11 protein-coding genes are annotated in these 12,346 nt (G+C 36.1%); 3 read left to right on the top strand and 8 right to left on the bottom strand.

What is annotated here, in order from left to right; all coding sequences use genetic code 11:
• Positions 1-134 precede the first annotated feature (134 nt).
• Positions 135-392 carry a ribbon-helix-helix domain-containing protein gene (locus PL8927_RS17020; RefSeq protein ID WP_083623923.1) on the top strand — a complete coding sequence of 86 codons (258 nt, stop codon included), beginning with the start codon at positions 135-137 and terminating at the stop codon, positions 390-392.
• 116 nt (positions 393-508) lie between these two features.
• On the opposite strand, the gene PL8927_RS17015 is transcribed toward PL8927_RS17020, so the two are convergent.
• Positions 509-1,006, bottom strand: a complete 498-nt coding sequence (locus PL8927_RS17015) for a helix-turn-helix domain-containing protein (protein ID WP_083623919.1) — start codon at positions 1,004-1,006, stop codon at positions 509-511.
• Between the two features lie 319 nt (positions 1,007-1,325).
• On the opposite strand from PL8927_RS17015, the gene PL8927_RS17010 reads away from it, so the two are divergent.
• Positions 1,326-2,867, top strand: a complete 1,542-nt coding sequence (locus tag PL8927_RS17010) for a CAP domain-containing protein (protein ID WP_083623917.1) — start codon at positions 1,326-1,328, stop codon at positions 2,865-2,867.
• Between the two features lie 60 nt (positions 2,868-2,927).
• Positions 2,928-3,641: a calcium-binding protein gene (locus PL8927_RS17005; RefSeq protein WP_083623913.1), complete on the top strand. Its 714-nt coding sequence runs from the start codon at positions 2,928-2,930 to the stop codon at positions 3,639-3,641.
• A gap of 103 nt (positions 3,642-3,744) precedes the next feature.
• On the opposite strand, the gene PL8927_RS17000 is transcribed toward PL8927_RS17005, so the two are convergent.
• From PL8927_RS17000 to PL8927_RS16970, 7 genes are all read right to left on the bottom strand, one after another.
• Positions 3,745-4,818, bottom strand: coding sequence for a glycosyltransferase family 4 protein (locus PL8927_RS17000; protein WP_083623910.1), 1,074 nt, complete (start codon positions 4,816-4,818; stop codon positions 3,745-3,747).
• A 143-nt stretch (positions 4,819-4,961) separates the two neighbouring features.
• Positions 4,962-5,840, bottom strand: coding sequence for a glycosyltransferase (locus PL8927_RS16995; RefSeq protein WP_083623906.1), 879 nt, complete (start codon positions 5,838-5,840; stop codon positions 4,962-4,964).
• The gene (locus PL8927_RS16990; RefSeq protein ID WP_083623904.1) at positions 5,837-6,910 is read right to left on the bottom strand and encodes a glucose-1-phosphate thymidylyltransferase; all 1,074 of its coding nucleotides are present in this window, start codon (positions 6,908-6,910) and stop codon (positions 5,837-5,839) included. Before PL8927_RS16990 ends, PL8927_RS16995 begins: the two co-directional genes overlap by 4 nt.
• Before the next feature lie 85 nt (positions 6,911-6,995).
• Positions 6,996-7,871 (bottom strand): dTDP-4-dehydrorhamnose reductase, encoded by an 876-nt coding sequence (gene rfbD, locus PL8927_RS16985; protein ID WP_083623902.1) that lies wholly within the window; start codon positions 7,869-7,871, stop codon positions 6,996-6,998.
• On the bottom strand, positions 7,868-8,416 hold the full coding sequence (rfbC, locus tag PL8927_RS16980) for a dTDP-4-dehydrorhamnose 3,5-epimerase (protein ID WP_083623900.1): 549 nt from the start codon (positions 8,414-8,416) through the stop codon (positions 7,868-7,870). Before rfbC ends, rfbD begins: the two co-directional genes overlap by 4 nt.
• A 96-nt stretch (positions 8,417-8,512) precedes the next feature.
• Positions 8,513-10,351 (bottom strand): hypothetical protein, encoded by a 1,839-nt coding sequence (locus PL8927_RS16975; RefSeq protein ID WP_231506047.1) that lies wholly within the window; start codon positions 10,349-10,351, stop codon positions 8,513-8,515.
• A gap of 40 nt (positions 10,352-10,391) precedes the next feature.
• The gene (locus PL8927_RS16970; protein ID WP_331281840.1) at positions 10,392-12,215 is read right to left on the bottom strand and encodes a chromosome partitioning protein ParA; all 1,824 of its coding nucleotides are present in this window, start codon (positions 12,213-12,215) and stop codon (positions 10,392-10,394) included.
• Between the last annotated feature and the right edge of the window lie 131 nt (positions 12,216-12,346).

The following is a 12,346-nucleotide window of genomic DNA, read 5'->3' as shown; positions in this document are numbered from 1 at the left end:
GCTTACTACGGTTTTTGATGTTTATGTTAATATATTGGTTAAGCTACAAGGTAGGTGATTTAATCCAAAACTCAAAATTGAGAATCTAATATTGCTAGTTGTTATCAATTAACTTTAAAGACAAGGAGATAAAAATGCAGATTGCAATTAAGCCAGAGCAAGAAAAATTTATTCTTGAAAAACTACAACAAGGTAAATATAAAAGTGTGGATGAGTTATTAGCAATAGCATTTCAACTTTTAGATCAGCATGATCAAAGAGAAAAGCAACTGATTGAACTTAGGCAAAAAATTGCTGAAGGAACACAGCAAATTAATGAAGGGAAAGTCGTTGATGGTGAATTAGTTTTTCAACAACTACAACAAAAGTTAAATTCTATGGAAGAACGTTAAAAATGGGGAGTTACTTTTTCTCAGAACTGGCAGTTAAAGACATCAATATTTTTCAACGTAGTAAGCCCTTCAGGGCTTAATCCCCAGTAGTTTATAACCTTCTCATTAACCGCTTATTATTCATCAATATTATTTTTAGATTCATCACGGTTTAAATTCGATGGAAAATGAAGTTGAAGGTTAATATCAATTGAAATAGTATTTTCTTTTAAAAAATCAACATTAACTATTTTAACCAAAGTTTCTTGAGGTAATAAATTATTGAATAAGTTTTCTCCTGAAGATAACTTTTTATAACCTGCATCATTTAACCAGTTACAAATATTACGCCAATTTCCTACTTCTGAGGGAACCTCTAAAAGATTTTTTAAATACGGATATAACGTTTTACAGAGGTAAACTTCCACACTTTTAGGACTTTGAAATAGTTTTTTAGCAATTTCCGCCGGACTATAACCACACAATAGTCCCCTCAGATAAAGCTTTTCCGTTTCCGTTAACCCCTGTCGAGAACGAGGGGACAATAGCCGTTTTACTGCTTCTAGGTCTTGATACAGTTTTTGTAAATCCCAAAAGTTACTAGCCTCAGTAAACATCTCATCTTTAGTATTCATGGTAGATCTGGATAATTTAGCTAACGTAAGCATAGCGTAAAATACTAGCTTTTGTTAGTTGTGTGATAGTTTAGACTGGTATATTCTAAAACTAACCCACTAAAACATTAGTTATCGAGAAAACCCTAAAAATAAAAGCCAATTCCCTATGAATAGGCAGTTTTTAGCATGAAAAAATATGAGTTGATCCAATCAGAACATAAACTTTTGTAACAAATACTGAGGTTTGGCGTAAAAGCCTTTACTAGCCATCGATAGCAGAAATATAACCTTTCAATTTTGAACGTTTGATTAGTTTTCACCAACCAGAGAACCTACCATGTTTGAAGTTAATCCTAACCCTCCATCAGCCAACGCTATCACATCTTTAGCGGACACTAACACCTTTTTAGCAGAACAGGTGATGCCCAAAGTCTATCAGCAACTCCAACTGTTTGCTAGTGATCCCACTTTCGTTGATCAATTGAAATTGCCTTTTGGTGATAGTTTGGATATTCAAAAGGCACAAACCTTAGCCACAGAATGGCTTACAGGAAATTTTAGCACCCTTGCCCCGATTAAAATTGTCGCTTCAGCCGATATTAAAGGGTCTTCTGGTGCGTTTGCGGATACCACGAATCAAATTTACCTGGCTGAAGATATTTTGACGGGTAGCAACGTTAATCAGGCTGTCAGCGTAGTCTTAGAAGAAATTGGACATTCTATTGATCCTCGGCTTAATTCTAGTGATTCTCTTGGGGATGAAGGCGAAATTTTTGCCAATATTGTTCAAGGTAAAGTATTAAGTTCTAAACAAATTCAAACGTTAAAAGCTGAGAATGATCACGCCACTATCACTATAGATGGAAACATCCTTTCAGTTGAGTTTAATGATGAGGTTTATGATTATTATTCTCAAAACTGGGGGGGTGAAATTTTTGATTGGACAACAGGACAAAATGAAAGTAAAGGATGGTATCCATTTACTCGAAATGATCAAAGTTCTGTTACTACAAGAAATAGTATTTCTCGAAATTGGGGTAATGGCTCACCCAGCGATGTAGGTTCGGATTACTTTGGAGTTAATTTATACACTATAACAAATTTTGAGGCAGGTAATACCTACAATTTCTCAGTCACAGCAGATGATTTTTATCGAGTAGGTGTTATCCCAGTTAATGCTTATGATTCTAATCAATGGGTGAACATCAGTGGTCAAGATTGGAACTGGTTAAATGATGCTAACAGTACCAAACAATATACTTTTACTCCAACAACTACTGGCGAATATTGGGTTTATGCTGGATATGCGGAAAAACAAGATACTGCCAGTTTTAATATTTCTTGGACTACAAATGTTAATCCTAACCCAATAAATCCAACACCTTTTCCATCTTCTACAGATGGTCTTGAATCAGAAGAGGTAAAACTTTATAATCTAGTGAACGAGTACCGCACTCAAAACGGACTTCCTCCTATAGCTGTGTCTAAAGCATTGACAACTGTTGCCAATCGTCATGTTATTGATTTAGGGGAAAATATTGGTCAGGTTACTCATGCTTGGAGTGACGCTGCTTATGATTCTAATAACTCTAGTACCTGGCCTAATATGTGGAGGGCACCTGAAAGACTCAACACAGGTTATTCTGGTTACGGCTATGAAGTTGTAACAGGTTATTCTGGTTTTAATAGTCCTAGCATGAGTGCAGAAGAAGCTCTCAACTCATGGAAAAATAGCCCTCCACACAATTCAGTTATCTTAAATCAAGGGATTTGGTCAGACAGACCCTGGGGTGCTTTAGGTGTTGGTTTATATGAAGGATATGGAGCTTTATGGTTTGGAGAAGAAGTTGATCCCACTGGTCAACCGTTGGTCAGCTAAATGATAATTCAGTCATAATCCGAATCCTTTAGTAATCTTTAGGTCAATCTTTGAATAACTATGGTACTACAACCTAGCACTCAAAACGGTATATCTCTCCTCGTTGGAGATAACACCGCCGAATCAATTATTTTATCTTCTGGACAACTAAACAATTATCCAGGTGGTGTATTAGCTCTGGATGGGAATGATACGGTTATCGCCTCAGAAGATAGTGAATTTATTAATGGAAATACGGGTTCAGATTCCTTAATTGGGAATGGAGGAATTGATACCCTTAGAGGAGGAAAACAAGATGATATTCTCGATGGAGGAAGTGGGAATGATTTCTTAGCTGGAGATTTAGATCAAGATATTGTTAGAGGGGGAGACGGTAACGATAGTTTGTATGGGGGAAAAAACAGTGATCAATTGTTTGGAGATGCAGGGGATGATATTCTTTCAGGAGACAAAGATAACGATACATTAACCGGAGGAACGGGAAAAGATACCTTTGTTTTAGTTACAGATGGCGGTTTTGATGTAATTACAGATTTTGAAAATAGCATTGATATTATTAAATTGCCTGATGGTGTAACGTTTAATGATATTCTGTTGCAACCCTCATCAGTAAATACCCTAGTTATTGTTCAAACTACAGGAGAACAATTAGCCCAAATTAATAATATTTCTGTTAGTAATTTGACGGCTGCTAGTTTTGGGGAAACAACTACAAATGTAATTCCTGATATCCCTGATATTCCTACTATTCCTGTTTCTAACAACAATTTATAATCTTTTTCCATGGTTCTACATGAACCCGAAACTGAGGCTCTGTCTAAGATTACGGAGCCTGCAACAACGAATAAGATGCGCTGAAGCGCAACAACAGGATAATTTATAGGTGGTTTTGGATGATTTTTGCTGTTTCTTCTCCGGTTTTTTCCCAACTAAATTGTTTAACTTGTTCTAATCCTAATTGTCTTAAATGCGATCGCATTTCTGTATTATTTGCTAAGGTTTCCATCGCTTCTGTAATTTCTTCTACTTGATAAGGATTAACATATAATGCCGCATTTCCGCCCACTTCAGGTAAAGAAGATAGATTAGAAGTAATCACAGGAGTTCCACAAGCCATCGCTTCTAAAACCGGGAAACCAAACCCTTCCCAAAGACTAGGAAAAACAACAGCAATCGCTTGATTAATAATTGGTATTAATTGTTCAAAAGGAACATAATTTAAAAACTTTACCTGTTGACTTAATCCTAATTCTTGAACCTGCCTTTTGAGTTCGGGTGTGTAGGTTTCATCTGTTGGGCCAGCCAACCATAATTCATATTTGGATAAATTTTTTAACTTAGAAAAAGCACTAATTAATCGAGATAGATTTTTATAAGCATCATGACGACCAATATAGAGAAAATAATTGTGGGTTGGTAAGTCTAAAAACTGGAACCTCTGCGGGTTGTATGCGAGGGGAATAGGTGTAATTTTATGTTCTGGAATGTTAAAAAATTGGATTAAATCTTGAGCCGTTGAGATAGAATTACAGACAATATGTTCAGCTTGGGATAATACAAGGGGAATATAATATTTAAAATAAGCGGTTAACCGAGAACCCCGTCTCGGAAACCTTAAGGGAATTAAATCATGAGCCATCACAATTGATCGACATCCACAATATAACGGTGCTTCTGGAATAGGAGAAAATATCAAATTTCCCTTGAATTGTTGATAAATTTTAGGGAGTTTAAATTGTGTCCAAATTAACCTCCTAAGATGTCCCTTTGTTCCTTGGTCTGGGGTCATATTATTAGGAACGGAATAACAAGAATAATCAGGTTTTTCTTGAGAGATTAATAATGTGGGTTGAAGCGGTTTTAAAGCAGGTAATATATGACTAGCATAAATAGAAATTCCCGTTGGTTTAGGAATTAAAAAGGATAAATTAATCAGGAGTGAATCGCTCATAAATTCAATCGATAATTGAAAATATTACTAATTCTATAATATAGCAATCCGTGTAGAATTTGTGATCAAAACCTGTAGGGGTGGTGTCCCTCCTAACCCAGGCGCAAAGAGGGTTGGGAGGGACTCCACCCCTACACGGATTGCTATAGCTTATCTTTGTTTGTTTTGAAAATAAAATTTAAAACTCCTTTGAGTTTATATCCCGATTTTTTTGGGGTTATCAAAAGTGTAATTAAACCGATAAAACTAATTCTAAATAACCAATAAAATAGAATAACTTTAGAGGTATGTTTATCAAGACTGAGGAGATAACTGTAAATACTGTACTGAAGTTTGAGATTGGGATTTCTCTGGGTAATAGATGAAGTTTCATGGAATACTTGAAGTTTTGAAGTAATACCGATTTGATGTCCTTGGTTTCGATACCGCAAACAGAAATCAAAATCTTCATAATAAAGGAAATAGTTGGGATCAAAATAAGGACATTCTCTAAAGTTTTTAAAATTAATTAATAAACTACATCCCGATACCCATTCTGTTAACTTGTAAGGTTGATTTTTCCCATGTTCTGACAACTTGTTTTTAACAATAATTTCGCCTGTTTTTCGGTTAAACTCTCCCTCGGTAAACTCTAAGCCTCCGGTAGCATTATAAATAACTGTTCCTAAAATTGACAATTTTGGGTAATTTTCAAAGAAGTCAGAGGCTTGAGATAAAGCGTTTTTAGACAGATAAGCATCAGGATTAATTAACCATACAAGAGCTTGAGAATCTTGTTGATAAACCCAATTTAACCCAATATTACACCCTCGACCAAACCCAATATTTTCGGGTGCATCTAATATTAAAACAAAGGAAGATTTTAACTGATGAATAGAGATATCATCGGGAGAATTATTGATAATAATTACTTGATAATTTATCCCGTGTAGAGACGCACCCTGGCACGTCTCTACAATTGAATCAATTAACCGTTGAATCAGTTCGGTTGAGTAATAATTAACCGTTATCCAGTAAATCACGCTAATTCAATTTGACTATCATCTCCAATCATAAACCGTAATGCTTTCGGTCGTTGAGGTGCGGTACTTAAAGTAGCCCGACGGCCAATAACCGTATCCACAATGCGTTGATTAATCCCAATAATTTTAGCTTCACTCAAAATGACACTATGTTCAATTTCAGCATCAATTAAAGTCACTTTATTCGCCACACTACTGTAGGGGCCAATAAAGCAATTTTCTAAATAACAATTTTCCCCAATAATGACTGGCCCCCGTACACTACAATTAACTAATTTTGTGCCTTGACCAATTTTAACCCGTCCTAAAATATGACTATTTTCGTCTACTTCTCCTTGAACATCGTAGGTAATACAGGAATCTAAAATAATTTGATTGGCACTCAGTAAATCATCTTTTTTACCCGTATCTAACCACCATCCCTCTAAGGTACAAGCTTCGACACTTTTGCGATCATCAATTAATTGTTGAATTGCATCCGTAATTTCTAGTTCTCCGCGTGGAGAAGGTTGGATTTTAGCGATCGCATCATGAATCGTTTTATCAAAAAAATAAACCCCCACTAATGCTAAATTTGAAGGGGGAACTTTGGGCTTTTCAACTAACTGTAAAACTCGTCCTTGATCATCAACAACAGCCACCCCAAAGGCGGTAGGATTAGGTACACTTCTCAATAAAATTAACCCATCTAGTTGGTGTTGTTTAAAGAGTTCCACAAACTGATTAAGTTGACTTTCAATTAAGTTATCTCCCAAATACATAATAAAAGGAGAATCCCCTAAAAACGGTTGAGCAACTTTAACCGCATGAGCTAATCCGGCGGGTTGTTCTTGTAAAATATAGGTGATTTTGGCTCCAAAGCGATCGCCATTCCCCGTCAAATTTTTAACTTCTTCTCCGGTTTCTGGACTAATAATAATCCCAATTTCAGTAATTCCAGCCGCAACAATTCCCTCAATTCCATACCATAAAATCGGTTTATTAGCGACGGGAACGAGTTGTTTTGCACCCGTATAAGTTAAAGGGCGCAACCTTGTTCCTTTTCCACCGGAAAGAATTAGTGCTTTCATAATTAATCATTAATGGTTAAGAGTTGACAATTAATCAGTTTAGAATTTCTGAAAACATCCTGTAGAGACGTTCCATGGAACGTCTCTACGGTTTTAATTCTTGTAACATTTTACGCAATCCCTGACGCCATTGGGGAGTATGATTTCCGAGAACATTAGCTAATTTTTTTCCACTTAAAACCGAATAAGCCGGACGACTTGCAGGCGTTGGATATTCGGGGGTTGTAATTGGAATTACCCGTTCAATTTTCAGGGGAAAACCTAACAGTTTGGCTTCTTCAAAAATAGCGATCGCAAAATCATACCAACTGGTAACACCACTATTTGTACAGTGATAAATTCCGTAGGTTTGAGAGTTTAAAAGTGGCATTAATTGAACAATTGATTGTGCTAAATCCCCTGTCCAAGTTGGACTCCCTACTTGATCACTAACAACCCGAATTTCTTCCCGTTCTTTTCCCAACCGTAACATAGTTTTGACAAAATTTCCGGTTCCACCACTGCCATAAACCCAAGCTGTTCTAAGAATAGCAAATTTAGCTTGGGTTTCTTGAATGGCAATTTCTCCGGCTAATTTCGATTGACCATAGACACCGAGGGGATGAGTTATATCTGTTTCAACATAAGGATGACTTTGAGTTCCATCGAAAATATAATCCGTAGAAATATGAATCAATGTTGCATCTAATTGTTGACAGACTTTTGCTAAAATACCGGGTGCAATTCCATTAATTGTCATTGCTAATTCCGGTTCACTTTCCGCCTTATCTACTGCTGTATAAGCCGCCACATTAATCACCCATTCGGGTTGAATATCCTCTATTATTTGTTCAATAATTTGAGGTTGAGATAAATCAAGAGTATCCCGTCCTACAGCAACTAACGACCCCATAGAAGTTAGAAAAGGCTGTAATTCTTGACCGAGTTGACCATCTTTTCCAATCAATAAAATTTTTGTCATGAGAAGAACTCCGCCGTTTTCAAGGGTTGACCTTCCTGATCTTTTGCTGATAAAATTGGTGTAATTCCATTCAGGGGCCAATCAATTCCCACATCAAGATCATTCCACAGCAAAGATCGCTCATAGTTGGGTGCATAATAGTCTGTCGTTTTATATAACACTTCAGCCATATCTGAAACCACTAAAAAGCCATGAGCAAATCCTGGGGGAACCCAAAATTGTCGCTTATTTTCTGCGCTCAGAATACAACCTACCCACTGTCCAAAAGTCGGAGAACTTTTTCTCATATCTACGGCGACATCAAAAATTTCACCCGCAACAACACGCAGTAATTTACCTTGTGTTTGTTGAATTTGATAATGTAAACCTCGCAAAACTCCTTGAACAGAACGAGAATGATTATCCTGTACAAATTCTGAGGTAATTCCAGTCTTTTCAGCAAAGACTTTATGGTTAAAACTTTCAAAGAAAAAGCCACGTTCGTCCCCAAAGACTTTGGGTTCAATGATTAAAAGATCGGGAATTGAAGTTGGAATAATATTCATATTTGGGTTAATCAGTGGTCAGCGATTAAATATTGTACCAAATTATTGCTTCTTAATGGAAGCTGAATTAACGTTCACTTCAAGGTTAAGAACGGGTTAGTCTTTCTCAACAATGATCTTAACTTCCCCCTTTAACGGGATAAATTCATGAGCATCTGGATTATAGACCCAAGCTTTAATGGTTATGTTTCCCAAGTCATAATGCAATTCATGGGTGGAAATTTGGACTTGCCATCGTGCATAATTATAGAGTGGGGAATGCAAGACCTGAGCAATATCTGGACTTTTTAAACCGACATTAGCATTCGCAAAAAAGGATCGTTGGTTTCCCTGAGAGAAAAAGACGAGTTGGGGTTGGTTTTGTTGATGGGGAAAAATTGCCCATCCCTTTAAAATAATAGAGTCTTTGGGGTTAAGTTTCACGGGTTGATCACGAGATAAAGGAAAATCAATATAACCATAAAGTTGTTCTGATTCTGGTTTAAAGGTTATATTATTTGCCCAATTTCTCAGGTGAACGGTCTGGAGTTGTTTAACACCATCTTGAATCCACCAAGTTGTTTTACTTAATCTTAATAAGCACCGATCAGGATGGGTTTTGAAGAAGTTAGAGTCTTCTAAATAGTTAATCAGTTCTAAGCAGGTTTTACCCCGTTGTTTATTAATTAAGTCTGTTTGAGCGTGAGCGATCGCTATTTCTGATTTTACTCCAATTAAACAAACTAAAATTCCCGCTATAAAACTATAAATTAGTTTAGGACTATAGTTAGATTTAAAAATTTTAGATTGAGTAATAACAATAAACCAAAGTTGAATCACAGAAATAATTAATAGTAAAGAATGCGTTGTATATCGAGAGGTATCAATGGCATAATTTGCTCCATAATCATAACGACCTAATGTTATTAAAATTGAACATAAAATCGAAAATATTCCAATAGAAAACCAAGGAGAACAGGATTTTAGTAAATACTCTTGATCTTTTTGATTAATCAAACAGTAACACCCTAACCCGATAAAATTTAATATAATTATTAATCCTATATAACCACTAAAATTATAGGAATTTGTCAGAGTTGCAGCAATTAAGTTTAAAAAGAAGTGAACCCCAGTGAACAACCGCTCAAGAACCGAAAGATTGATTGTTTGGGGTTCTTGAGTATATCCTATGGAGTAAATTAAACTAGAAATTGCAAATAAACTTAGCCAAAATATTAAATATTTTTTTCGTTGATTTGCTTCTATGGTAATCATCCAAATAGAAGGAATTAAAGCCAACCAACTCATTAATCCCTGTGCGGATGAAAAACTGGCAATTAAACAAGGAATAGCCGCCAGTAACAGCTTTGTTTTAGGTTTGATTTTATTATGATTTAAAATAAAACAACTCAAAATCACGCATAAATTAATTAAAAATAAAGCAATTTGAAATCCCCAAAGCCAATTTTCAGATTGAGCGAAGGAGAAAAATATTAAAGCGGTTAATAAATTAGTAAAGTAAAAAAAATAGTTTTGATTTGTTGAGGAATTAACAGAAAGTTTATATAACAAGATAAAAGTTAGTATTGCTAATCCCAAACTAAAAAAAAGCTCTAATTTAATATTCCAACTGGAAATAAATCCTAAAACAATAAAAATTAAGCGTGGAAATAAGATTCGATGGTTATTATGAAGTTCAAATAACTCTTTAAATTCTAATGTTCCTGTGGCTGTTTTTTCAAATAAAGCAGGTACAACCCATTGATCATAAAAAGGAACATTGACACCAAAAGCAATAATAAATCCCGTAACTGTAAGAATTGGACTTAAATACAGAAGCCATAAAATAATAGCAGGAAAGGAGAGAACAGAGGGAAAGAGAGGGAGAAGGAAAGATGACAGAATTAATTCCTGATCTCCCTGTCCCCTGATTCTCTTTCCTTCTTTCTTTTCCATCCTGGCTCCCTTGAGGGTTAGTCGTTCTTTAAACCTTAAATTACTTCAAGTTGGTGATACTGTTGATCCGACCTGTAAAGCGGTTTAAGAAGATGTCTAACACCGAACGTTTACCGACATTAATCTTCGTATTGACTGACATCCCCGACTGTACACCAATCTTAATATCTTTCTGTTCATCTAAGATAAAATTCTGCTTATCTAATTTCACTTTTCCTTTAAAAGTAAAATATTGACGGCCTTTTTCAGGATCAGGTTTAATCGCATCTTGACTCAGCCATTTTAACTGTCCTGGAACCATCCCAAATTGATCATTGGGAAAAGCATCAATTGAGACTTCTACTGGAATACAATCGGGATCAGTAATTCCAATTTCTTGTCGAGCTTCTGGAGACTCTGGACAAATACAATCTTTTTCGGCTTTACATTCAATCACTTCCCCGGCGACAGTTTTTCCATCATAAGGCTGTAAGAATTTCCGCTTAACCCGTAAAGCATTTAATACTAACGCTAAATCGGTATTTTTAATATAAATTGTGGCTTCAATTCCCCCATCATCCGCTAAAACTTGCATGAGTTTTTCTGTTTGTTGAGCTTCATAATAAGCCTCATTACAACGCTTCATCTTAGGATCGCCCGATTTTAACACCTGCTCATTGACATATTTGCAAATTTCATCCTGCTTCATATCGACTTCAGAATCCTGTTTCGTTGAGGGTTGTAAATCATAAATCACCCCCGCCACAGGTGAACGTAAGACTTGAGTATCGCGCTGTTCTTCAACCTTTTCGAGTTGAGCATTAACATCTCCTAGGCGTTTTTCATTATCGAGTTTATAGCGACTGAGTTGAGAATCAATACTGGCAATTTGTTTTTTGTTTTCTTCAACCCGATAATACAATTCTTTCGCCCAAGCATCTTTTGTATTTTGTAACTCTTGTTCCGTCCGATCAATAGAAGCTAAAACCTTCTGTTTCTCATCTTCTAATCGTCTAATTTCAGCTTGTTGTTTCTCCACCTCACCCTTACGCGCATTAATTTCACTTTGACGGGTTGTGATTTGATCCTGCTGACGTAAAAACTCATTTTGGCTTTTTAAAATCTCTTGTTCCTGACGTTTTTTATTTAAGTCAGACATCGCCCCTTCTTCCACCAAAGGAGCAATTTGACCCAAAATTGACTCATTCAGATCCAAAGATTCTTGAGATTTGTCGAGTTGATCCTTCGCTAAACCTAATTGTTCTTCAGAATAGCGAATTTGATTCGTCGCATATTGAACTTGTTCTCGTGTTGCTCGAATAGAATTTTCCGTTTGTTCGAGTTGTTTTCTAAATTCTGTTATCCGTCCTTCAACAGCAGACACACGAGATTGATATTCTGCTCGGTAATTTGCCACTAAACCTGACTGAGCCGGACTATAGTTAATCGCCCGACCTTGATTATTATAAAGTTCATTAATTAAACCCGTTAAAACTTGATTTTCTTGGATGCGGGCATCCCGATCTTTAACCATCGTTTCCCATTCAGGGGGTAAACTTCCTCTGACGTTTCCCTGAATAATATTCTTATAGAATTCGTTTTCTTGATTGAGAGTATCTTGTAATTTAGCTAAAGATTTAATATCTGCACTGGGACTCGTGGGACTGAAGGTTAGAAGCGGTTGGTTTTTCTGTACGCGATCGCCATTTTCAACGTGCAGTCTCACAACGGCTCCGGTTGTTGGGGCTTGAATTTCTCTAGCGCCTTCTTTATATTCCAGTTCACCCACGGCGGGGACTGTTTGTTCAATCCGAGAAAAATAAGCCCAAACAACGCCTGAAGTGGTTACTAACATGATCATCCAGAGAAACAGATGAGACCACATTGCAGGTTTCTCAAGAATAACCGGTTGATCAACAAGTGATATAGATTTCATAAATAGTAATCGGTAAACAGTAATCAGTAATCAGTAAACAGTAATCAGTAATCAGTTAAGAGTTAATAGCTAATAGTTAA

The sequence above is a fragment of the Planktothrix serta PCC 8927 genome, from assembly GCF_900010725.2.
In the GTDB taxonomy this organism is placed as follows: domain Bacteria; phylum Cyanobacteriota; class Cyanobacteriia; order Cyanobacteriales; family Microcoleaceae; genus Planktothrix; species Planktothrix serta.
The sequence above is the reverse complement of the archived record's forward strand: the minus strand, read 5'-3'. Positions and strand labels throughout refer to the sequence as shown.

Bases quoted from the DNA above. Each gene is read 5' to 3' on its own strand.
- PL8927_RS16975 (WP_231506047.1), bottom strand. From the start codon at position 10,351: ATGGAAAAGAAAGAAGGAAAGAGAATCAGGGGACAGGGAGATCAGGAA.
- PL8927_RS17015 (WP_083623919.1), bottom strand. From the start codon at position 1,006: ATGAATACTAAAGATGAGATGTTTACTGAGGCTAGTAACTTTTGGGAT.
- PL8927_RS16970 (WP_331281840.1), bottom strand. From the start codon at position 12,215: ATGTGGTCTCATCTGTTTCTCTGGATGATCATGTTAGTAACCACTTCA.
- PL8927_RS17010 (WP_083623917.1), top strand. From the start codon at position 1,326: ATGTTTGAAGTTAATCCTAACCCTCCATCAGCCAACGCTATCACATCT.
- PL8927_RS17020 (WP_083623923.1), top strand. From the start codon at position 135: ATGCAGATTGCAATTAAGCCAGAGCAAGAAAAATTTATTCTTGAAAAA.
- PL8927_RS16990 (WP_083623904.1), bottom strand. From the start codon at position 6,910: ATGAAAGCACTAATTCTTTCCGGTGGAAAAGGAACAAGGTTGCGCCCT.
- PL8927_RS17005 (WP_083623913.1), top strand. From the start codon at position 2,928: ATGGTACTACAACCTAGCACTCAAAACGGTATATCTCTCCTCGTTGGA.
- rfbD (WP_083623902.1), bottom strand. From the start codon at position 7,871: ATGACAAAAATTTTATTGATTGGAAAAGATGGTCAACTCGGTCAAGAA.
- PL8927_RS17000 (WP_083623910.1), bottom strand. From the start codon at position 4,818: ATGAGCGATTCACTCCTGATTAATTTATCCTTTTTAATTCCTAAACCA.
- rfbC (WP_083623900.1), bottom strand. From the start codon at position 8,416: ATGAATATTATTCCAACTTCAATTCCCGATCTTTTAATCATTGAACCC.